This window comes from Homoserinimonas sp. A447 (assembly GCF_054489325.1).
Genome location: NZ_JBTMWW010000001.1, coordinates 339,261 through 361,380 on the forward strand (window position 1 = coordinate 339,261; position 22,120 = coordinate 361,380).

Sequence of the window (22,120 nt, forward strand, 5' to 3'; positions counted from 1 at the left end):
AGGTGATCACGGCACTGGCGGATGGGCGGCTTCTGGCCGAGAAAACCGGGTCCATTCCACCGACGGTGGTTGCCATGCACGGCTGGGGTCGCAGCGGTCACGACTTCAGAGACATCGTCGAAGGGCTCGACTCACTCTCCATCCACCTCCCGGGTTTCGGCATCACCCCGGAGCCGTCAGAGGCCTGGGGGACCGACCGTTACGCGGACGAGGTGGCGCATGCCTTGCGCGGCATGCCTCCGGTGATCCTGCTCGGGCACTCCTTCGGCGGGCGCGTTGCCGTGCGGTTGGCCGCGCAGCATCCGCACCTGGTTCGGGGGATCGTGTTGACCGGAGTTCCGCTGCTGAGGCTCACGCCGCCACCGAAGCCTTCCCTCGGCTACCGAGCCGTGCGGTTCCTGGCGAAGATCGGCCTCATCTCCCAGGCGCGACTCGAGGCCGAGAAGCAGCGCCGTGGCTCGCCGGACTACCGTGCGGCGAGCGGCGTGATGCGCGACGTGCTGGTGAAAGTCATGCGCGAGGACTACCGCGACGACCTGGCGAAGATCACCGTCCCGGTGCGCATGGTCTGGGGGGAGCACGACACGGCTGCGCCGACGGATGCCGGGCTCGCCGCGAGCAAACTGGTTGCCACCGCGACCTTCCGCTCTGTTCCCGGGGCCGCGCACCTGCTGGAGGGCGACCTGCCCGTGGCGGTCCGCGAAGATCTGCTGAAGCTGATCGAGGAGACGAACGCGTGAACTGGATCCTGGCCATCACCGTGCTGATCGCCGCCCTTGCGGCAGTCGCCGTCTCGCTCAAGTGGCTGCGGGTCGCCCAGCGGGAGCACTACATTGCCGGCTGGGTCGGCCGCATCGCAGCACTCTGGCTCGTCCGGATGCCAGCCAACCTGATCCTCGTTCCGGTCGCCCTGGCACTGATCGCGGTCGGTGTCTGGGCGAACACCGGGGTGAACGCCCCGATCCTCACCTACTTCGGCATCCCCGCCGCCATCATTGCCGCCGGATTCTTCCCGCTCGGCCTGGACATCCGCGGCACCAGTTCGCCGATGAACTGGACGCCCCGTGCCCGGAGGCTGCTCGTCGCCTACGCGGTGCTCCTGCTCGCAGCATCCGCTCTCCTCTGGTGGCTGGTGGGCGTTGTTGGCGTCGCTCTCGTGTTGTTGGCGGCTCCGCTTCTCATGGATCTCGCCCTCATCCCGATGAACGCCCTCGAGAAGGCGCTATCCAACAAGTACCTGGTGAGCGCACGCAAGCGGCTGAACCAGGTGAAGCCCACCGTTGTCGCCATCACCGGCTCGTACGGGAAGACCTCGACCAAGGGGTATGTCGCACACCTGCTCGACGGTTCGTTCTCGGTCGTCGCCTCACCGGCCAGCTTCAACAACCTGATGGGCCTGTCGCGCGCGGTCAACGATCGGGTCATCCCTGGCACCGAGGTGTTCATCGCCGAGATGGGCGTCTACGGGCCGGGGGAGATCCGCGAGCTGAGCAAGAGCTTCCCGCCGGACGTGGCCGCCATCACCACAATCGGCGAGGCGCATCTCGCGCGGATGGGCAGCCGCGAGGTCATCGCCGCGGCCAAGGCCGAGATCACCGAGAAGGCGCGAATCGTCGTACTTCCGATCGACCAGCCCGAATTGGCCGCCCTCGCCGACAAATGCCGGGCAGAGGGCAAGACCGTGATCACCGTGTCGACCTCTCCGGGAGCCACGGCGGACGTCGTACTGGACGCCGCCTCCGGGCAGCTCACGATGAACGAGCCGGGCGGACCGGCGACGCTTCCGGTGACCGTGTCGAGCGTCGGGCACGCCGTGAACATCGCCGTCGCCGCCGGAATCGCCTTCGCGCTGAAGGTGCCGGCCGCGAGCATTGCGGGAAAGCTGGGCTCATTGCCCGGCGCACAGCACCGCGCTGAGATCCAGGAGACTGCGCAAGGCGTGATCGTCATCGACGACACCTACAACTCAAACCCGGTCGGTGCCGAGCGGGCACTCGAAGGCGCAGCCGCCCTCGCCGAAGAGCGTGGCGGGCAGCTGGTGGTCGTCACGCCCGGCATGGTGGAGCTGGGCAATATGCAGCGCCAGCGCAACGCCGAGTTCGCGGCATCCGTCACCGCGCGGGGTGGGCGCCTGCTGGCTGTCGGGCGAACCAACCGTGCGGCGCTGCGGTCCGGGGCGGAGCTTTCCGAGCATCCGGTGCTGGTGTATGACCGTCGCGACGTGGCCGTCAAGGCCGCTCTCGATCTCGCGGGCGAGCGAGGCGTTATCCTCTATGAGAACGACCTGCCTGACCACTACCCCTGATCCAGTCACCGACCGGGATGCGGATGCACCGGGCACGCAGGCAACCCAGGCCGTGGTGCGGGCCGAGTGCGATGGATGGTTATGAGCGACACCTGGGCCGTATTGTTCGGAGGACCCTCCCCGGAGCACGAGATCTCGATTCTCACCGGGCTGCAGTCTGAGCGGGTGCTGACCGCCGCGGGCGAGAGCGTGCTGCCGATCTACTGGGCGCCATCCGGCGGGTGGTACCTGGTTCCGTCGAAGAGCGAGGCGAAGGACTATCTCGAGGGCGTTCCGAAGAACTCGAAGCCGGTCGAGGTTCGCCTGGGCGACAACGCCGGCCTCTACGTGAAGAAGCGTTTCGGCGAGGACGCTCTGGAGCCGAGCGCCGTTCTGGTCTGCCTGCACGGCGGGCTCGGCGAGGGCGGAGGCGCGGCTGCCGTGTTCACCCTGCTGGGCATCCCGGCCACCGGGTCGAGCCTGTTCGCGGGTGCCGTCGGCATGGACAAGCTCGCGTTCGGCGGGCTCATGGGCACGGCAGGCATCCCGTCGCTGCCGCGTGAACTGCTGTCCCAGTTGCGCGAGCCATCGTTCGCGGGGCCGTACATCGTCAAGCCGCGATTCGGTGGATCATCGATCGGCATCGAGATCGTCGAAGACATCGACACTGCCCGTGCGCTCGGCAAGTCGAGCGTGCACCTGCGCGGTGGGGCCGTCCTGGAGCCGTACCGGCCGGAGCTGGCCGATCTTAACATCTCATTCCGCACGCATCCGTCGCTGGAGATCACCCAGCTCGAGCGTCCGCTGCGTGACGAGGCGAAGGGTGGCCTGTACTCGTACGCCGAGAAGTACCTCGCCGGTTCGGCGGGGGCGGATGCCGGGCTCACCAGTGCGCCGCGTCAGTTTCCGGCGCACGTTGAGGAGGCGGTCGCCGCGCAGGCCACGGATCTCGCGGCGCGGGTTGCCGAGGTGACCGGGCTGACCGGCGTGGTTCGCGTGGACCTGCTGCTCGATGAGGCGACCGGCGAGCTGTTCGTGAACGAGGTCAACTCGATTCCGGGGGCGATGTCGCTGTACTTGTGGGCGCCGCAGGTATCCGCCGCTGAGGTGCTGAAGGACGCTCTCATCGAGGCGCGCGACGCTCGGCCGGCATTGCCAACCGCCGGATTCGGCTCAGGTGCTGCGTTGAAGGCCGCCGGCGGTATCGCCGGCAAACTGGTCGGGCTGGACGGACCCCGGGCCTAGCTGTCCTAGCGGCCCCTCGCTGGTCGAGCCCGTCGAGCCCGTCGCTCGCGAACTCATTCTCGCCGGCATCCGCCGCCTTTCCGAACCCGATCCCACCTGCCGACCTGAGAGTTTCCGCCCTTGGTGGGGCAACAGCTCTCAGGTGGTCGCGCGGTTACTCTTCGTTCTCCCCGAAGACATCTTCGGCGGCGAGGCACTCCCTTGTCGCTGGCAGGCTGCCCACGGCGTTGCCCAGGGCGCTGAGCGCGCTGCTGCTGGCGCGGTCACCGTCGATGACGACCTCAACGGCCGGGTCGCGCCCATAGGTGATGAACTTGTAGACAGGTGCCTCGCTGCTGTCCCGCAGCCAGTCAACGTCCTTGACGGTGAAGCAGGGGAGCGCCGACGGGCCCGGAATCTCGACACCGCAACGGAGGAAGATCGCCGCCGGGTCGCCCCAGGCGCCTGTCGCCTGCGCGTTGGTTTCCCGCTGCGCGAATCCGTCGATACCGTCCGGCAGCCGGACGATGATTTCGGCGCAGTCGGGATTCGTGGCATCCGGTGCCGGCTCCAGCGGGACCATCTGCGTGCAGGCCCCGAGCAGGCTGACGGCGACTGTTGCAAGTGCGGTGATGGCCACCAGCCGGAACGGAGATCTCACCCATTCAGGCTACCGTTTGAGGCATGACCGAAAGTGACACCCTCGCCTCGCTCGGCGAATCGGCGACCCTGGGCCGCATCTTCCCGCGGCTCCCGTCGGCCGACTGGCAGTTGCTCGGTCCTGGCGATGACTCCGCGGTGGTTGCCGCGCCGGACGGTCGCTTCGTCGTCACCACCGACATGATGATCCATGGCCCGGATTTTCGCCTGGCCTGGTCGAGCCCGCACGATCTTGGGTGGAAGGCGGCGGCATCCAACCTCGCCGACATCGCCGCGATGGGGGCCGTGCCGACCGCCCTGGTGGTCGCGATCGCCGCGCCGGCCGACTCGCCGATCGGACTCCTGGAGGGCATCGCCGACGGCCTTCGTGACGGATGCACCGCGATGGCTCCCGGGTGCGGCGTCGTCGGCGGCGACCTCTCGGTGTCACCGACGCTGACCATCGCGGTGACGGCGTTCGGCGACCTCGGTGGGCGTTCGCCGGTCCTGCGCTCGGGCGCTCAGCCTGGAGACCAGGTCGCGGTGTCCGGCCCCCTCGGCGCGGCGGCGGCGGCACTGCAGTTGCTGTTCACCGAGGCGGTGGACGATTCAGGCGAACCGGATGCCCGGCGAGCCGCCGAGTTACGTGAGAGCACCGCTGCTCAACTCGCCCCTACCCCTCCCATCGGCGACGGGCTGCTGGCTGCGGTCGGGGGAGCGACCGCCATGCTCGACCTCAGCGACGGCCTGGCGATCGACACTGGTCGACTGGCTCGCGCCAGTGGTGTCGGCGTCGACTTCGAGTCGGCACTCCTGGGGTCAGAGGTTGCCTTGGCGCTCGGCGGCGGGGAGGACCATTCGCTGTTGGCGACCTTCCCGGCATCCGCCGCCCTGCCCGGCGGATTCCGCCGCATCGGCACGGTGTTCTCGGGGGAGGGCATCCGCGTTGACGGCGCCCCTGCGCCGACGTCCGGCTGGGACCCATACCGCAACTGGAACGGCGCCCAGGGCTGACCTCCATTTCGACGAGTTCAGTGAGCGAAAGGCCCGTTCCCGGCGCGATCCGCTCCTGGGTCCGGCGCACGGGCCAACCCGTCAGGTGCGGACATGCTCGTACGCGGTGCGTATGCGGGTGTGTCCGCACCTGACGGGTGAGCTACTCGGCGGTGGGGCTCAACCAGTAGAGGGTCGTGTCGCCGTAGTCCTTGCGCCGGTCGAGGGTGAGCCCGTCTGGCCAGGCGGGCACCGGCATCCGCGAGCTGCGTTCCAGTACGACGGTTGCCTCTGTTTCCAGACGCGGCACCAGTACCTCGAGGGCGTGCACCAACTCGGTGTTGCTGAGGTCGTATGGGGGGTCGAGGAAGACGATCTGCCAGGTCGACTCCGCGCCGGTGAGGAACGCGTGCACCGGCGACGAGCTGACCTCAATCGACAGGTCGCTGGAGCGGGGAGCGGCCTTCTTGATACGGGCCGCGTTCTTACGGGTGAACGGGACCGCCCCGTAACTGCGCTCCACCAGCGTGACCCGCCGAGCACCACGGCTGGCGGCCTCGAGGCCGAGCGCGCCAGACCCGGCATAGAGGTCGAGTACTCGCGCATCCTGGATCACGCCTCGCGCGTCGAGCGCGGAGAAGATCGCTTCGCGCACCCGGTCGCTGGTCGGTCGGGTGCCGTTCGGCGGCACCGCCAGCGCGAGCGAGCCCGCGAATCCCGAGATTATGCGTGTCATCGCATCCACGCTACCGCCCTCGGCGGGCCGATTATTCGGCGAGGCGGGTCAGATTGCGGGTGCCCGCCAGATTTGACCCGCACAACGGCCCGACTCGGCACAGTGAGGGCGGTCGAAGCGGCGGCAGAGCGGATGCGCGGCGAGCGTGGGTGGCCGCCGGTACGGTTGAAGCGTGGAATCGCCGCTGGACGCCAAGCTGAGCTCGACGCTCGGCGGCCGCACCGCGACGGCCATGAAGAAGCACCTCGGCCTGGAGACTATCGGCGACCTGCTCAGCCATTACCCGCGGCGGTACGCCCTGCGCGGAGAGCTGACCGCCCTCAGCGAGTTGCCGTTCGACGAGAACGTCACGATCGTGGCCGAGGTGATCGAGGTCAGCCAGCGCTCGATGCAGGCCAAGCGTGGGTCGATTTTCGAGGCGAAAATCACTGACGGCAGGGGCATGCTCACCCTCACGTTTTTCAACCAGGCGTGGCGTAAAGACGAGCTGAAGCCGGGCGTGCGCGGCATCTTCGCAGGCAAGGTCGGCGAGTACCGCGGCGCCCGCCAGTTGACCCACCCCGACTACCAATTGTTCGAGCCGGATGCCGCCACCGACGTCGAGTCGGCCCGCGCCTGGGCGGAGCAGCCGATCCCGATCTACCCGGCCACGGCATCCGTCGCGTCCTGGAAGGTGCAACAGGCGATCGGTGTGGTGCTCGACACCCTGCCGAAGCTTGACGACCCGGTTCCGGATGCCATCCGCCAGGAACGCACGCTGATGGCCTATTCGCGCGCTGTCGAACTCATTCACCGGCCGAAGAAGGAGATCGAGTGGCGCGCGGCGCGCAAGGCGTTGCGTTTCCAGGAGGCGTTCGTGCTGCAGACCGCGTTGCTCGAGCAGCGGGTGGCGTTGCGGGCGCAGGCGGCGGTGCCCCGGGTGCCGAAGCCGGGCGGTTTCCTCGAGCGGTTTGACGCCCAGCTCAAGTTCACGCTGACCGGTGACCAGGCCCGAGTCGGTGAGGAGGTTGCTGCCGATCTGGCGGCGGAGTCCCCGATGAATCGCCTCTTGCAGGGCGAGGTGGGTTCCGGCAAGACGCTGGTCGCGCTGCGCGGGATGCTCGCGGTTGCCGATTCGGGCGGCCAGTCGGCGCTTCTCGCACCCACCGAGGTGCTCGCCGGGCAGCACCTGCGGTCGATCGTGCGCACCCTGGGCCCAGATCTTGCAGCCCAATTGCATCCCTCGATCATCACCGGCCAGATGTCCACCGCCGATCGTAAGAAGGCCATGCTCGCGGCGATCTCCGGGTCGTCCCACATCGTGGTCGGCACGCACGCCCTGATGAGCGAGTCCGTCGGATTCTTCGACCTTGGCCTGGTGGTGGTCGACGAGCAGCACCGCTTCGGTGTCGAGCAACGGGAGGCACTGCGACGCAAGGGGTCGACCCCTCCGCACGTGCTGGTGCTGACCGCAACGCCCATCCCGCGCACGGTCGCCATGACGGTGTTCGGCGACTTGGACATCTCCACGATCGCCGAGCTGCCGTCAGGCCGCGTTCCGATCACATCGCACGTTGTCGCCTTGGCCGAGCATCCGGGCTGGGCGTCGCGCATCTGGGAGCGGATGGCTGAGGAGCTCGCGCAGGGCAGGCAGGCTTTCGTGGTGTGCCCGGCGATCGACAGCAACGACAAGTCCAAGGCGACGGAGGAGGAGGAGGAGGAGGCGGATGAGCTTCCTGAGCTCGTCGAAGGCGCCGCGCCCCCCGAGAACGTCACCGACACCCTGGCGCGGCTTCGCGCGCTGCCGTCGCTGGCATCCGCCCGCATCGAGGCGCTGCACGGCCGGTTGCCGAGCGAGACGAAGGATGCCCTGATGCGTGCATTCGCGGCCGGAGACATCGACGTGCTGGTCGCGACGACGGTCATCGAGGTGGGCGTGGACGTGCCGAACGCCTCGACGATGGTCATCCTGGACGCCGAACGCTTCGGCGTCTCGCAACTCCACCAGCTGCGCGGGCGAGTCGGTCGGGGATCGGTGCCTGGTCTCTGCCTGATGGTGACACGTGCCGAGCCGGAAACCCTGGCGCGAGACCGGGTGGATGCCGTCGCCTCCACCCTGGACGGCTTCGAGCTGGCGCAGAAAGATCTCGAGCTGCGGCAGGAGGGCGATGTGCTGGGCAGCACGCAGTCCGGTGGGCGTTCCTCGTTGCGGCTGCTGCGGGTGGCGAAGGACGGAAAGCTCATCACTGAGGCTCGCGAACTGGCCCAGAGAGTGCTCGACGAGGACCCGATCCTGGCCGGGCACCCCGCCCTGCGGCACGCCATCGCGCGCAGGCTCGACGACGCCACGCGCGACTTCCTGGCGAAGAACTGACCGGTCTGAACTCCGTCAACAGGACGGAAACGTGGGCGCGCCAACCCGGGTGCCCGCGCCACCGCGTGTCGCGTAATCCATCCTGTTGACGGCGGCATTCTCAGAGTCACGCCGATAAGGTGAAGAGTATGAGCAGGATCGCCGTTGTTCCCGGATCGTTCGACCCCGTCACCCTGGGGCACATCGACGTGATCGAGCGTGCCGCCGGCATGTTCGATGAACTCCACGTGCTGGTGGTGCACAACCCGGACAAGACAGCGCTGCTCCCCGTCGCCCAGCGGGTGTCGCTGCTGGAGAAGTCGATCGCCGAGGCGGGCCTGCCCGGCAACATCCGCGTCACGTCCTGGACGGTCGGCCTGCTGGTCGATTACTGCACGGATGTCGGTGCCAGCGTGTTGGTGAAGGGCGTGCGTTCCGGCGTGGATGTCGCGTACGAGACACCGATGGCGATCGTGAACCGCAACCTGGCCGGCGTGGAGACCGTCTTCCTGCTGCCGGATCCGGCCCACGCCCACGTGTCCAGCTCGCTGGTGCGCCAGGTTGCCGCGCTCGGCGGCGACGTGAGCCCGTACGTTCCGCGTGCGGTCGCTGACTTCCTCCAGAACCCCTAATCCGATAACCCCTAGCGGCCGAGGTCCTGCAGTCCGCGCACCAGCATCCGGATGAGCGCGTCGAAGCTGGCATCCGGATCCCGCGGCAGGCCGAAGCCGCCGTCCAGTTCGAGCAGCACGAATCCGTGAACGGCGGAGCGGATGGCGCGGATGGCGTCGATCGCCTGGTCGGGTGCGAAACCGTAGCCGCGCAGCGCGTTCGCGATGACCGCTACGCTTTCGCCGCCCGCTGCGATGAGTTCGGCATCCGCCGGGTCGTCCGGGTTTCCGGCGTGCTGGGTGGCCGCGTACCGTCCGGGGTGGCGCTGGGCGAAGGCGCGCACTTCGGCCGCGAGGGCGATCACCGCTTCTTCGCCGGCGCGACCGACGGTGGCGGAGCCAAGCGCCCGTGTCAGGTCGCGCACGGAGGCGACGGCGACCTCCCGCCGCAGGTCGGCCAGAGAGCTCACGTGCTTGTAGAGGCTTGGCGTTGAAACGCCGACCCAGGCGGCAACCGACGCGAGGGTCAACGCGTCGAACCGTTGAGGGCCGGCCTCATCGAGGATGGCCAGCGCCGCCTGGGTGACGGCTTCCCTGCTGAGCCCGGCCCTAGGCATCCGCTGCCGCTTCGGCCGGGTTCTGCGCGGTCGGGCGGGTCTTTGCCAGGAAGCGCAGCACGGCCGGAACGACGACGTCGGGCCGCTGCGATTGCGGGTAGTGGCCGGCATCCGCCACCAGCACCGCGTCGGCGTTGATCGCCTCGGCCCCCCAGGCCAGTTCGCCGGTGGGGGAGCGGAAGTCGGGGTCGTGGTCGCCGATCATGATCAGCGCGGGGGCGGTGACCTCGGCCAGGCGGGCTTCCACTTCGGAGTGGTTCAGCTGAACGGCCAACTGCCGCAGCGACCGCAGTCGGTCGGGCTGGGCGAAGCTGCGACGGAGGTCTTTCCGGTGCTCCTCGAGCCAGGGCGAGCGGGTGACCTTGTTGAGGCTGCCGTAGTACGCCACCCAGAACGCTGCGCCCCAGGGCCTCGCGAACATGACGCGGTAGAGGGCGCGCATCACCGCCTGCGCCAGCGCACCAGGCATCGGTTCGCGCAGGAACGGGCTGAGCAGCACGAGTCCGCTGACCGCGTCCGGGCGCTCGGCGGCCGCCCAGGCGGCGGCGGATGCGCTCAGCGAGTTGCCGAGGATGACGGCGGGTTCGCCGAGCTCCTCGATCAGGGCGAGGATGTCGCGCCCGGTGGTGGCGTCGCCATGCGTGGCGAACGTGCTGTCGCTGTCGCCGTGGCCGCGCAGGTCCATCACGGCAAGGCGGTAGCCGGCGCTCACGATTGGCGCGGCAAGGTCACGGTAGACGGAGCGCAGGTCGCCCATCCCGGGGACCGCGATGACGAGCGGCCCGGTGCCGCCCAGGGTGTACGCGAGGCGGCCATCCGCCCGCTGGAGGTAGTGCAGTTCGTCCGGGCTAATCAACATAACCAATAAGCTATGCCTATTAGCCAACCCGCGCAAGAGTTCCATCGAAAGCGAAGGAGATCAGCGCTGGAACGCGCCATTCGCTGCCCGTAGGCGCACCACGCGGACGGAACTCCTTCATTTTTGCGTCAAGATGGGCGGATGGGCGCAATGCAGGTGTGGGCGATTGACGGCATCCCCGAGATCGATGCGGGAGACGACCTCGCGCTGATCATCGGCGACCTGCTCGAGGCCGATGATCACCTGAGGGACGGCGACATCCTGGTGATCACCAGCAAGATCGTCTCCAAGGCCGAAGGGCGCCAAGTGGCCGCCGCCGACCGCGAGCAGGCGATCACCGACGAGACCGTACGCGTGGTGGCCAGCCGCGAGCATCCGGCCGGCACGACCCGCATCGTCGAGAACCGTCTCGGCCTGGTCATGGCCGCGGCGGGCGTAGACGCCAGCAACACTCCAGACGGCACGGTGCTGCTGCTCCCGATCGATCCGGATGCTTCGGCCCACCATCTCGCAGGCGCCCTCCGCAACCGCTTGGGCGTCAGGGTCGGTGTGGTGATCTCCGACACGCTCGGCCGGCCCTGGCGGCTGGGGCAGACGGATGCCGCGATCGGCGCCGCAGGCATCCGTGTCGTGGACGACCTGCGGGGGAGCACGGATGCCGCCGGCCGGCCACTCGAGGTAACGGTGACGGCGGTAGCGGACGAACTGGCCGCCGCGGCCGACCTGGTGAAGGGGAAGGCGGCCGGCCTTCCGGTGGCGATCGTTCGGGGGATGGCTGATCTCGTCGGCGAGCTTGACCTGCCAGGGGCTCGAACGCTGGTGCGGTCGGCAGATCAGGACATGTTCAGGCTGGGCAGCGACGAGTCGTATGCGCAGGGATTCAGCGATGGGAAGCGCTCCCAAAAGTCAGGATCATCTGACAGACTCACTTGAGGTAAACCAAGCATTGAGGTTCAACGTTGAACGAAACCCACCCACTGGCGGTACCCGATTTCCATAGCCTGAGTCGGGGGATCGTTCGCAGTATCGAGACCGTGATCGACGGCAAGTCGGAGGCGGTGCAGCTCGCCCTGACCGTGCTCTTCGCCGAAGGCCACCTGCTGATCGAGGACGTTCCGGGCGTCGGCAAGACGATGCTCGCCCGAGCGCTGGCCCGTTCCCTGGACTGCACGGTCAACCGCATCCAGTTCACGCCCGACCTGCTGCCGTCGGATATCACCGGCGTCTCGGTGTTCAACCAGGGCTCGCGCACTTTCGAGTTCAGCCCTGGACCGATCTTTGCGAACATCGTCATCGGCGACGAGATCAACCGCGCCAGCCCGAAGACGCAGTCCGCCCTGCTGGAGAGCATGGAGGAGAACCAGGTCACCGTCGATGGCATCACGCATCCGCTGGCGCACCCGTTCACCGTCGTTGCCACCCAGAACCCGGTCGAGATGGAGGGCACCTACCCGCTGCCGGAGGCCCAGCGCGACCGGTTCATGATCCGCATCTCCATGGGGTATCCGGATGAGGCAGCCGAGCAGGCGATGCTGCGCAGCCGCGAACTGACCAGCCCGCTGGCCAACATCTCGCCGGTCGTCTCGGCAGCGCAACTGGCCTCCATGATCGCCACCGTGCGCGGCATCTACGTGTCACCGGCCGTGGAGCGCTACGCGGTCAGCATCGCGCAGGCGACCCGCAACGACAGGGAGCTACGGCTGGGCGCGAGCCCCCGCGCGACGCTGCACCTGGTTCGCGCGTCGAAGGCGCGCGCCGCCCTCGACGGACGTGAGTTCGTGCTGCCGGACGACATTGATGACCTTGCCATTCCGGTGCTCGGTCATCGGCTGATCGCCTCCAGTCGCGGGGCCAGCAATTCGTTCAACACCGCCGACATCTCGCAGACGATCACGCGAATCGTCAGTTCCATCAACGTCCCCCTCGGCGTGTTCGACTCGGTGTGAGGTCGTCGTGTTAGCAGCTCGGGTTGGCAAGAGGGCGCGTAACACCCGCCTGACCTCGCGCGGCTGGGTGTTTCTCGCCGTCGCCTTCCTGCTCATCGTGCTGGCCTATGGGCTTCGGCGGCCTGAACTGTTGTTCATTGGCTGCTTCGTCGCTGCGATTCCGCTGCTGTCCTTGTTCCTGATCAGGCTGCAGCGTCCGAAGCTGGATGTTCGCCGCAGCTTTGCACCGCTAGTGCTGACGGCCGGCCACCCGGCCATGGTTCGGCTGCAGGTGCAGAACCTGGCTCCGCGCCCGTTCCCGGCTGCCACCTGGACGGATGCCATCGGCTGGCTTCCCAGACATGCCGCTTCGGGGCAGCTGAAGCCGCTGCGCAGCGGCTTGTTCCGGCACCGCGAACCGTTGTCGTCGACCAGCCTCAGCTACGACCTTGTACCGCCGAGGCGTGGCCAGTTCGAGATCGGACCGTTCACGATCACGATGACCGACCCGTTCGGTCTCGCCAGCGGTACGCAGGTGGCGAACCACGCCCAGACGGTCACCGTCATCCCCGAGGTGCGGGCCCTTCCGGAGTCCGGTCTTGCGATCGCCGAGGCAGAGGGGTCTGCCCGGTTGGTGCAGCACCGCTCGGTCGGCGGCGACCACGACGTCACCACTCGGGCTTACCGCACCGGTGACGCGCTGCGCCGGGTGCACTGGCGCGCATCCGCTCACCATGGCGACCTGATGGTGCGGCAGGAGGAGCAACGCAGCCACTCAGAGGCGAGCATCCTGCTCGATACCCGCAGGAGCGGTTACCGGGACGCGAACTCCCTGCACCCGCTGGCCACCGCTGAGAGTGACCGATTCGAGTGGGCGATCGGCTTCACCGCCTCCCTCGTGGTGCACCTCCAGCATTCCGGGTTCGTGGTGCACATGCATGAGTCGGCGGATGCTCAACTCGCCTCCGTCGAGAACACGACACGTTTCCTGGAGAGCCTGGCCACGGTCGCCCTGAGCCCGGTACCGGCGCCGATGGACGTCATTCTGGCGAACGGCGGCGGGCAGTCCATCCGCACCCCCGGTTCGATGTTCGCGATCATCTCCGATCCGGACCCTGAGCTGGTTGAGGCGCTCGCCCGCCGCCGCAGCAGTTATGAACTGGCGGTCGCGTTCCTGGCGATGCCGGACGACGAGTCGGTGAGCCTTCCGCTGAGCACGGCCGGTTGGACCTGTGTCGTTGTGCGGCCGGGTGACACTGCCGAGGGCGCCTGGCTCGCGGTGGTCGAGGGTGATGGAGCGCTTCGTGCCTCCTGAAGAACCGCAACTCCCGCCGGCGCACTGGAAGGTGAGCCTGGCCCTGCTGGCGTGCATCATGACGGCGACTGCGACGCTGAACGTGGTCCTGCAGGATCTCGGCTGGTGGTTCATCGCACTGCTGGCGTGCGGAATCGTGCTGGGGACATCCGCCCTGGTGAGGGTCTGGGCGACCTGGCGCTGGGTGCCACCTGTGGTGGCGGTGCTGGCGCTGTTCGGCTTCCTCACGCAGCAGTTCGCACCCCAGACCACGTTCATCGGGCTGTTCCCCACCTTTGACACGATCGAACAGTTCGGGTTGCTGATTGAACTGGCGCAGACGTCGATCATGGAGCAGACGGTTCCCGCGGAGCCGGTGCCAGGCATCCTGTTCCTGATCGCCGGAGGCATTGGTCTGATTTCGCTCGCTGCCGACCTCGTGGCGATCTCGCTTCAGCGGCGTGCCTGGGTCGGCTTGCTGATGCTGGTCGTGCTGTGGATGCCGGTGCTCACGGTGGAGCGCGACTTCGACCTGTTCTGGGTGATGGCGGCTGCCATTGCCTACCTCTACCTTCTGCGGGCGAACGCGCCGGCGCCGGATCGGCGGTTCACCCTCTCGGTGGCTGCTGGTGCGCTCGCCGTCGCGTTGGTCGCCCAGGTGGTGCTTCCGACGACAGAGCCGGTGCAGGCCGGGCCGGCGGGAACAGCCATCACCACCGGCGACAGCCCCATCGTGAACCTGGGCAACAACCTGCGACGCGATGTCGAGCGTCGTGCGCTGACCTACAGCACGGAGTCGGGGAGTGGGCAGTACCTGCGCCTGGTCAGCCTTGACCAGTTCGACGGAGACAAGTGGTTTGTCGGAGAGACCCCGTTCGAGGAGGAGAACACGCCGGACGACTTCGGGCTGCCTCCGGGACTCTCCGGGGAGGTCGAGCGCACCACGGACTCCACCCGGGTGGAGATCGTTGGTCTTGACACAATCTGGTTGCCGTTGCCGTATCCGACCGAGAGCGTGGTTGGCCTTGATCGCGGGTGGAGCTGGGACCCGGCCAGTCTCTCGCTGCGTACCCGCTTCGGGTCGAGCCGCAACCAGGAGTACCTGGTGAGGTCGCTGGTGCTGAACCCGACGCCGGAGCAGCTGCTGGAGGCCGGATCCACCGTGCCTCGTTCAGTCGCCCACCTGGCTGTCATCGAGCAGGCCGTTCCGCCGATCATCGAGGAGACGGCGAGGGCCGTGGTGGGGGACGCAGAATCCATCTACGAGAAGGCGCTCGCCCTGCAGCAGTTCCTTCGCGCCGGTGACTTCTCCTACTCCGAGGATGCTCCCGTCGAGGAAGACTACGACGGCACCGGCCTGGAGGTCATCGCAACCTTCCTGGAGGTGAAGAGCGGCTATTGCGTGCACTTCGCATCCGCCATGGCCCTCATGGCCCGCAGCCTAGGCATTCCGGCCCGGGTTGCGGTCGGGTTCCTCCCCGGAAGCAAGCTCGACGAGCGGCTGGAGGGTCGCGCGGTCTATGAGGCGACGTCGCACGACCTGCATTCCTGGCCCGAACTGTATTTCGACGGCATCGGCTGGATGCCGTTCGAGCCGACGGCGACGCGCGGCGTGATCCCCGACTATGCCGACACCACGGTCGCCGGCGTCCCGATCCCGGCGGCTGGGGCGGGAGACCCGGAACCCGCACCGACCGACCCAACGGCAGCGGATGATCCGCTCGCGCGTGATGCGGGGGACAACTCGGGCAGCGGCGCCGCTGCCGGAACGATTCCCGCAGGGCTCCTGTGGCTGATCGGGCTGAGCCTGCTCGGTGTGCTCCTGATCTTCACGCCGGCGATGATCCGGGCGATCGAGCGGCGGGCGCGCATCCGCACGATCCGCCGCGGTTTCGCTCCGGCGACGCTCGGCTGGCACGAGGTTCTGCAAAGCGCTGAGGATGCCGGCATTCCGGTTCCAAGGTCGGCAACCCCTCGCGAGAGCGGGCGGCTGCTGGCGGAGGCGATCGCGTCCGGGCGGCGCCCGGCGAAGGATCCGGATGGCGTCATCTCAGCGGCGACAGCAGCGCTGGCCCGCATCGTCACGATGATCGAGCTGGAGGGGTATGCCCGGCCCGGGAGGGGCGTGTCGGTGTCGGCCGACGATGTCGCGGTCACGGTCAACCGGCTCAGGTCAGCGCAGGACTGGTGGGCCAGGGTGCGGGCGGTGCTGCTGCCGGCCTCCCTGTGGCGCCGAGCGGTCCAGGCGGTTCGCCCGAGGGATGCCGCGTAGCAACAGCGGTTGCGTCACATGGCGCTACAGGAGCTCAGACGCGTGAGGGGAGATCAACGTGGATAACCTCCTAATCACATTGACAATGGGGTTGATCGCAGTGACCTGTGGAATCCTTGTGATTCTTTTTCACGACCGGCTTCGCCGCGTGATGACGGACCTTCTGTTTTCTATGTATGGGCGGGTTGGCACTCAAACTAGTTATCGCTTATCACCGACGGCTCTTGTGCTTGCCGGGTCGGGGTTCATCGTTATGGGTGTCATAGCAATTTCGGTCGGGCTCTTCAAGGTTTTGCTCCCGTAATCCCTGAAGGCGGGTCAGGCATCCGCCAGAAGTGGGCTCCGATGCCCCGCGTGCCAGAGAGTTCCTATCAGTGGACTGCGGTGGCGCCACAGCGCTCCCAACGGCGGTCACCTATTGTTGCGACTACTCGACTGGTATTGAGGGACAGAGATGAAACTGCGACGTTGGATCGTGTGTGCGGGGTTGGTTGCTGTCAGTCTCGCAGCTAGTGGCTGTCTGGACTTCCCCAATCAACTCGTAGGGCCCCTGTCAGTGAAGATGGACGAGGGTCAATTTTCGGTGGCAGTCTGTGAAGATATTGTGGCGTCTTCGGTGTGGGCTGATACATGGGGTGATGGAGAGGTGGTTGAGTTCTGGTCTGCAAAATCCGTAGAAGGGAGCGGCGTGCCGATCACTCGTGGAACGATCCTTTCGGCTAGCTCAATCCAGGATCTCTTTGGTGCCGTGGAGTTGTCAGAGCCCGTATTCACCAAGAACACGAGGTTGGAGGTTGCGGTTCTAAACGCGACCCCGAAGAAATCGAATTTTGTGGCTGGGTTTGATCTTCGGGGCCATCTCGATGATGGCGACCAGTGGCTACATCCCGACGGAACTTCGACAGACGAGCCGTGCAAACCAGAGTTGGTCACAGTGCCTTAAGGGGCCAGGCGGTACGACCGACGGAGGCTCCTGCGTCCTTGGGTTGCGAAACGCGAGTTGAAAATTCCTTGCATAGCGCTCCCCGCGTGGCTAGCGTTGCGAGCGTGCGGAGGCTGAGGATGAGGCCACGAGAATGCATGGAACTAAGAAATGTCGAACAGGCGAATTGGGATTGCCATAACGGCGAGTCTCGTCTCATTTGGAGCGTGGGTTGGGCTTCTTGCGTGGGCCCGGCCATTGGGCGCCGGTGGGCAGCCCCTCGTCCTTGCAGCGATCGTGTTTTTTGTCGCCTGGTTTGCGTCGATATACGTGATGCGCGCGATGCTCTGGGACCTCGCTGCGCTCGGCAGCCAGGACGAGGCAACCAGGCAACGCCTCGCTCGTCGTTTCCGGTTCTTTCTTATTGAGCGGCGCGTGGGTTTTGCTCTAATCGTTGGTTGCATGTTGATCTTGGGAACGCTTTCCCAAGGGTTTCCACAGCTCTGCTTTCTGCTGTTGGCGCTCCTATTCCTCCTCGCGCTGCTCCTCCTTGAGATCAAGAAGCCCTTGTTCGCGGCGACTGATCGTGAATGACGCACCCGGGATTACGGAGAGGAGCACAACCAGTGACTAGTGACGAACCCGACGACCCTGCCGGAAATGATGGGCGTCACGGCAGACGCGCTTCCCTCCAGTCTCCATGGTCACGAAAAGGTTGGTACACCGACGCGTACTACGCCCCTCGCGATGCAGCCTTGGACAAGAAGGTAGAGGCCGCCGGCAAAGGTTTGAACCCATACGGCTACTACGAAGACAGGCCGGGTCTTGCGATGAGCCCGGTGATGCACAACCCATACTTTTCGTTCGGTCACACTGTCGTGTTCGGTTGGGTAGGGCTGTTCCTCTTCGGGAAGCTAGACGAGACCGGCTGGCTAACCTTCGTTCTTGTGATCGGCTGCGAAGTCGTCGCAGTCTTGGCGCTGGTGATGGGCGTCCTTCGAATTCCTAGCTGGCACCGCGCCCGGAAGGTGGCCAAGGCCCATGTAGCCGCCCACGGAGGAAGTTTTCCGCCGGAACTTCGCTGGTATACCTAGTAGAACAATGGGGTTCACGGAGTCACGTGTAGGGGCAGGCTGCAACGCGACCGTAGGAGGATCATGGGCGTACGAATGATTCAGCTGACTGATGCTGCGGCGGGCACGGACGGATGGACTCTGATCCTTGCCGGGGTTGTGGTTCTTGTGATCGGTCTGCTCATGCTCCGGTACAGACGACGAGTCGTTCGTACGGTGGTCAACAGCCGAAGCAGCTGGTTGTCCGAGACACGGTTGGCGCAGCGAATCGACTCCTGGTTGCCGATTTATGCGTTTGTGCTTTCTTGCATCGCCGTTGGCTACGGCGTCGTCGTGATCGCCATTGGCATCATTCGGATAGCGGGCATTGAGGCTACCTAGTTGGTTGCTGCCTTTGCTCCTTGCTCAAATTGACGCTTCGCGGAGCTTAGGTTAGGCATGCCATACTTAGGGCATGCTTACTATGACCCAGGCGCCGGTGAAGGTCCCGCGCCCGGCGTACCGCCCGTACCGCGCATCCGTGGCCCGTCTGGTGCAGCTCACCCCGCACTTCGTGCGAGTCACCTTCACGGGTGACGACTTCGACACCTTTGGGACAGACGGCCTCGATCAGCGCCTCAAGATCGTGTTCCCGATCGAGGGCCACGGCTACAGCGACTTCGGCGCCGACGACGAGCAGACCATCGCCGACGGCAGCTGGTACGCACGCTTGCGGGCACTTCCCGACGACCGGCGCAACCCGTTCCGCACCTATACGGTCCGCGCCATCAGGCCGGAGGAGCGCGAACTCGACGTCGACATGGTCAGCCACGGCGATGGCGGCCCCGCCTCGCGCTGGCTGAACCGTGCGACCGTCGGTGATGAGGTCGTCATCGTCGGCCCGGATGCCGGCAGCATCGACTCCGCGATGGGCATCGACTGGCACCCGGGCGCAGCCACCCAGCTGCTGCTAGCCGGCGACGAGACCGCAGCGCCGGCCATCTGCGCCGTGCTCGAATCGTTGCCGCACGGCCGACGCGCCCAAGCCTTCATCGAGGTTCCGGATGCCGCCGACCGCCTCCCCATCGACCTCCCGAACGGATGCTCGGTCACCTGGCTTCACCGCGGAGACAACCCGATCGGAACCAAGCTCGACCCCGCAGTGCGCGGCTGGGTCGCCGACAACCTGGCCGTCATCCGACCGGCGCTCGCAGCATCCGCCCAACACCTGGACGACGTCGACGTCGACACCGAACTGCTCTGGGACTCACCGGCCGAGGTTACCGACGGCCACTTCTACGCCTGGTTGGCCGGCGAGGCATCCGCCATCAAACTGCTGCGCCGGTTCCTGGTCAGTGAGACCGGCATCGACCGCAAGCGCGTCGCCTTCATGGGCTATTGGCGGTTCGGTAAGGCTGAGGTCGTGTGAACCGGCACGAACTGGCGACGGGGCGGTGACCGCCACCGCCCTGCAGCAAACCCGCAAGCCCGAATCACTGCGACGTCGTCGCCTGATCGGGCTCGGGGCGGCAGCCGCGCTCCTGCTGGTGATGGTCATTCTCAGCCTCGCCCTCGGCGCGCGCGACGTCGCCGTCCCCGACGTCTGGAACGCCCTCTTCAGCCCGGATGTCGGAAACAACGACCACCTCGTCGTGCGGGACCTGCGCGTCCCGCGCACGGTGATCGGCGTGATCGTCGGGCTCGCCCTGGCGCTCGCCGGCACGATCATGCAAGGCATCACCCGTAACCCGCTCGCCGACCCCGGCCTGCTCGGCGTCAATGCCGGCGCATCCGTCTTCGTCGTGCTGGCGATCGGTGTGCTCGGCATCAGCAGCCCGTCCGCCTACGTTTGGTTCGCCTTCCTCGGCGCTGCGGCCGCCGCCAGCGTCGTCTACGGCATCGGCGCCATCGGCAGGGAGGGCGCCACCCCGGTGAAGCTCGTGTTGGCGGGCACCGCGTTGACCGCCGGGCTGACCTCCATCATCACTCTGGTGCTCATCACCGACGCGGAAACGCTCAACTCCTACCGGTTCTGGTCGGTCGGCTCGCTCGCCTCCCGCGACTTCGAACCGATTGTCGCCCTGTGGCCGTACATCGCCGTCGGCGCCGTACTCGCCTTCGCAGTGGGGCGGATGCTCAACCTCCTGTCACTCGGAGACGACCTGGCCCGTGGTCTGGGTCAGAACCTCATGCTCACCCGGGTGATCGCAGGAATCGCCGTCGTACTGCTCTGCGGCTCCGCCACCGCGCTGGCAGGCCCCATGGTGTTCGTCGGCCTCGTCGTTCCGCACATCGTGCGACCCATCACCGGGCCCGACTACCGCTGGATCCTCGCCTACTCCGCCCTGCTCGGGCCGGTGCTCCTGCTCGCCGCCGACGTGGTCGGGCGCCTGATCGTACGGCCAGCCGAATTGGAGGCCGGAATCATCATCGCCGTGATCGGCGCCCCCATCATGATCGCCCTGGTGCGACGCGTGAAGCTGGCCGGACTGTGACCGCGGTAGAGGCATCCGCCGCCCTGCAGCGATCGGGAAGCAGCGGCCGCACCCGGCTGATCACGCTCGTGCTGGCCGGTATCGCCCTCGTGCTGGTCACCGTCAGCCTGTCCGTCGGTGCCTACACGCTGCCGATCCCCGACCTGGTGCAGACCCTCATCGGCCAGGGAACCGGCAGCGACAACTTCATCATCTTCCGGCTGCGGATGCCGCGGCTCCTGATCGGCGTACTCGTCGGCTGCGCGTTCGGCATCGCCGGGGCGCTGTTCCAGACCCTTCTCCGCAACCCGCTTGCCAGCCCGGACATCATCGGCGTCAGCCAGGGCGCCAGCGTCGCGGCGGCGTTCAGCATCCTGACCCTCGGCTTCAGCGGCGCCGCGGTTTCGCTGGCCGCGTTCCTCGGCGCGATCGTCGTCGCCACCGGCATCTACCTGCTGGCCTGGCGCGGGGGAGTGACCGGCTTCCGCTTCGTGCTGATCGGCGTCGGCGTCGCCTTCATGGTGCAGGCGGTGCTCGGCTACCTGATCACCCGCGGCGATGTGCGGGAAGTGCAGCAGGCGCTGGTCTGGATGGTCGGCGGACTGGGCAGCGCTTCGTGGGTCGACATTGCGGTGATCGTGGCTGCGCTGGTCGTGCTGTTCCCGCTGGTCTGGGTGCTGTCCGCCCGGCTGCGCATCCTGCAACTCGGCGACGATGCGGCCGGCGGGTTGGGCCTGCGCCCCGAGCGTTCTCGCCTGGCCATCCTCTTCGTCGCGGTGGCACTGGTCGCCGTCGCCACCGCGTTCGTCGGGCCGCTCGCGTTCGTCGCCTTCGTTGCGGCGCCGATTGCCAGGCGGATGCTCGGAACGGGCGGCCTCGCACTGGTGCAGAGCGCCCTGGTGGGGGCGGTTCTGGTCGTGGCGGCGGACTTCGTGGCGCAGCACCTGCTGCCCGGCGACGTGCAGGTTCCGGCTGGCATCGTCACCGGGCTGGTCGGGGCGCCCTATCTCCTGTGGCTCCTGGCCACCACCAATCGCGGAGGACGCGGCGCATGACAGCAGAGAAGCAAGCCCACGATTTCGGGGCGACCGGGCTCTCGCTCGGCTACGACGGTCGCCGCATCGTCACCGACCTCGACCTGCAGATCCCGGCCGGCCGGGTGACGGTCATCGTCGGCGCGAACGCCAGTGGCAAGTCGACGACGTTGCGGGGGATGGCTCGGCTGCTGCGGCCGGAGAGCGGCGTGGTGAGCCTGGACGGTCGCGACGTCCACTCGATCCCGGCGAAGGAAGTCGCGAAAGTCGTCGGCATCCTCCCGCAGTCCCCGATCGCGCCTGAGGGCATCACGGTGGGCGACCTCGTCGGGCGTGGACGGTATCCGCACCAGGGCTGGTTCCGCCAGTGGTCGGCCGCAGACGACGTCGCCGTGACGGATGCGCTCACCGTCACCGCATCCCTCGAGCTGGTCGGGCGGCGGATGGAAGAGCTCTCCGGCGGTCAGCGGCAGCGGGTCTGGATCGCCATGGCGCTGGCCCAGGACCCGGACATCCTGTTGCTCGACGAGCCGACCACCTTCCTCGACGTGCGCCACCAGCTGGACGTGCTCGACCTCCTGGCCGGGCTGAACCGCACCAGGCAGACCACCGTCGTCATGGTGCTGCACGACCTCAACCTGGCCGCCCGCTACGCCGACGAGCTGGTGGTGATGGCGGATGGCCGCATCATCGCGAACGGGGCGCCATCCGACGTCCTCACCGCGGAGTTGCTGCAGGACGCGTTCGGGCTGGAGGCACTCATCGCGCCCGACCCGGTCTGCGGAACCCCGATGGTGGTGCCGATCGGCAAGTTCCACGCGCCTTTCGCTCAGTAGGGGATTAAGCGGGTCG

The 22,120-nt window shown here is 67.1% G+C and carries 22 protein-coding genes; 18 read left to right on the plus strand and 4 right to left on the minus strand.

Annotated features, from left to right (window positions below):
• Nucleotides 1-2 precede the first annotated feature (2 nt).
• From ACX3O0_RS01585 to ACX3O0_RS01595, 3 genes are all read left to right on the plus strand, one after another.
• Nucleotides 3-740, plus strand: a complete 738-nt coding sequence (locus tag ACX3O0_RS01585) for an alpha/beta fold hydrolase (protein ID WP_459106559.1) — start codon at nt 3-5, stop codon at nt 738-740.
• The gene (locus tag ACX3O0_RS01590; RefSeq protein ID WP_459106560.1) at nt 737-2,305 is read left to right on the plus strand and encodes a Mur ligase family protein; all 1,569 of its coding nucleotides are present in this window, start codon (nt 737-739) and stop codon (nt 2,303-2,305) included. The genes ACX3O0_RS01585 and ACX3O0_RS01590 overlap by 4 nt, the downstream gene beginning before the upstream one ends.
• 81 nt (nt 2,306-2,386) lie before the next feature.
• Nucleotides 2,387-3,529, plus strand: a complete 1,143-nt coding sequence (locus ACX3O0_RS01595; RefSeq protein WP_459106561.1) for a D-alanine--D-alanine ligase family protein — start codon at nt 2,387-2,389, stop codon at nt 3,527-3,529.
• Nucleotides 3,530-3,683: 154 nt separating this feature from the next.
• On the opposite strand, the gene ACX3O0_RS01600 is transcribed toward ACX3O0_RS01595, so the two are convergent.
• Nucleotides 3,684-4,169, minus strand: coding sequence for a DUF3515 domain-containing protein (locus ACX3O0_RS01600; RefSeq protein WP_459106562.1), 486 nt, complete (start codon nt 4,167-4,169; stop codon nt 3,684-3,686).
• A gap of 23 nt (nt 4,170-4,192) precedes the next feature.
• Here ACX3O0_RS01600 and thiL point away from each other — a divergent pair, with 23 nt between their 5' ends.
• Entirely contained in the window at nt 4,193-5,161 is a 969-nt protein-coding gene (gene thiL, locus ACX3O0_RS01605; RefSeq protein ID WP_459106563.1) for a thiamine-phosphate kinase, read from the plus strand.
• Nucleotides 5,162-5,303: 142 nt separating this feature from the next.
• Here the strand turns inward: thiL and rsmD are convergent, their stop codons facing one another.
• On the minus strand, nt 5,304-5,876 hold the full coding sequence (rsmD, locus tag ACX3O0_RS01610) for a 16S rRNA (guanine(966)-N(2))-methyltransferase RsmD (protein ID WP_459106564.1): 573 nt from the start codon (nt 5,874-5,876) through the stop codon (nt 5,304-5,306).
• A gap of 172 nt (nt 5,877-6,048) precedes the next feature.
• Here rsmD and ACX3O0_RS01615 point away from each other — a divergent pair, with 172 nt between their 5' ends.
• Together ACX3O0_RS01615 and coaD are read left to right on the plus strand one after the other, a co-directional pair.
• The gene (locus ACX3O0_RS01615) at nt 6,049-8,229 is read left to right on the plus strand and encodes an ATP-dependent DNA helicase RecG (RefSeq protein ID WP_459106565.1); all 2,181 of its coding nucleotides are present in this window, start codon (nt 6,049-6,051) and stop codon (nt 8,227-8,229) included.
• Between the two features lie 128 nt (nt 8,230-8,357).
• Nucleotides 8,358-8,840 (plus strand): pantetheine-phosphate adenylyltransferase, encoded by a 483-nt coding sequence (coaD, locus tag ACX3O0_RS01620; protein ID WP_459090371.1) that lies wholly within the window; start codon nt 8,358-8,360, stop codon nt 8,838-8,840.
• 11 nt (nt 8,841-8,851) lie between these two features.
• Here the strand turns inward: coaD and ACX3O0_RS01625 are convergent, their stop codons facing one another.
• Both ACX3O0_RS01625 and ACX3O0_RS01630 read right to left on the minus strand, forming a co-directional pair.
• Nucleotides 8,852-9,436, minus strand: coding sequence for a TetR/AcrR family transcriptional regulator (locus ACX3O0_RS01625; RefSeq protein WP_459106566.1), 585 nt, complete (start codon nt 9,434-9,436; stop codon nt 8,852-8,854).
• Complete coding sequence (locus tag ACX3O0_RS01630; protein WP_459106567.1) at nt 9,429-10,295, minus strand: alpha/beta fold hydrolase; 867 nt, start codon at nt 10,293-10,295, stop codon at nt 9,429-9,431. The genes ACX3O0_RS01625 and ACX3O0_RS01630 overlap by 8 nt, the downstream gene beginning before the upstream one ends.
• 141 nt (nt 10,296-10,436) lie before the next feature.
• Here ACX3O0_RS01630 and ACX3O0_RS01635 point away from each other — a divergent pair, with 141 nt between their 5' ends.
• The 12 genes from ACX3O0_RS01635 (at nt 10,437) to ACX3O0_RS01690 (ending at nt 22,104) form a co-directional block, all read left to right on the plus strand.
• Entirely contained in the window at nt 10,437-11,228 is a 792-nt protein-coding gene (locus tag ACX3O0_RS01635) for a coenzyme F420-0:L-glutamate ligase (protein ID WP_459106568.1), read from the plus strand.
• A gap of 26 nt (nt 11,229-11,254) precedes the next feature.
• Entirely contained in the window at nt 11,255-12,241 is a 987-nt protein-coding gene (locus ACX3O0_RS01640; protein ID WP_459090379.1) for an AAA family ATPase, read from the plus strand.
• A 7-nt stretch (nt 12,242-12,248) separates the two neighbouring features.
• Nucleotides 12,249-13,535, plus strand: coding sequence for a DUF58 domain-containing protein (locus tag ACX3O0_RS01645; RefSeq protein WP_459106569.1), 1,287 nt, complete (start codon nt 12,249-12,251; stop codon nt 13,533-13,535).
• Entirely contained in the window at nt 13,525-15,786 is a 2,262-nt protein-coding gene (locus ACX3O0_RS01650; RefSeq protein ID WP_459106570.1) for a transglutaminase family protein, read from the plus strand. Before ACX3O0_RS01645 ends, ACX3O0_RS01650 begins: the two co-directional genes overlap by 11 nt.
• 556 nt (nt 15,787-16,342) lie before the next feature.
• Nucleotides 16,343-16,729 carry a hypothetical protein gene (locus ACX3O0_RS01655; RefSeq protein ID WP_459106571.1) on the plus strand — a complete coding sequence of 129 codons (387 nt, stop codon included), beginning with the start codon at nt 16,343-16,345 and terminating at the stop codon, nt 16,727-16,729.
• 276 nt (nt 16,730-17,005) lie between these two features.
• Entirely contained in the window at nt 17,006-17,302 is a 297-nt protein-coding gene (locus tag ACX3O0_RS01660) for a hypothetical protein (protein WP_459106572.1), read from the plus strand.
• A gap of 161 nt (nt 17,303-17,463) precedes the next feature.
• Nucleotides 17,464-17,802, plus strand: a complete 339-nt coding sequence (locus ACX3O0_RS01665; RefSeq protein ID WP_459106573.1) for a hypothetical protein — start codon at nt 17,464-17,466, stop codon at nt 17,800-17,802.
• Between the two features lie 63 nt (nt 17,803-17,865).
• Complete coding sequence (locus tag ACX3O0_RS01670; RefSeq protein WP_459106574.1) at nt 17,866-18,162, plus strand: hypothetical protein; 297 nt, start codon at nt 17,866-17,868, stop codon at nt 18,160-18,162.
• Between the two features lie 73 nt (nt 18,163-18,235).
• Entirely contained in the window at nt 18,236-19,189 is a 954-nt protein-coding gene (locus tag ACX3O0_RS01675) for a siderophore-interacting protein (RefSeq protein WP_459106575.1), read from the plus strand.
• A 25-nt stretch (nt 19,190-19,214) separates the two neighbouring features.
• Nucleotides 19,215-20,255, plus strand: coding sequence for a FecCD family ABC transporter permease (locus ACX3O0_RS01680; RefSeq protein ID WP_459106576.1), 1,041 nt, complete (start codon nt 19,215-19,217; stop codon nt 20,253-20,255).
• Nucleotides 20,252-21,289: a FecCD family ABC transporter permease gene (locus ACX3O0_RS01685; protein ID WP_459106577.1), complete on the plus strand. Its 1,038-nt coding sequence runs from the start codon at nt 20,252-20,254 to the stop codon at nt 21,287-21,289. The genes ACX3O0_RS01680 and ACX3O0_RS01685 overlap by 4 nt, the downstream gene beginning before the upstream one ends.
• Nucleotides 21,286-22,104, plus strand: a complete 819-nt coding sequence (locus ACX3O0_RS01690) for an ABC transporter ATP-binding protein (RefSeq protein ID WP_459106578.1) — start codon at nt 21,286-21,288, stop codon at nt 22,102-22,104. Before ACX3O0_RS01685 ends, ACX3O0_RS01690 begins: the two co-directional genes overlap by 4 nt.
• Nucleotides 22,105-22,120 lie beyond the last annotated feature (16 nt).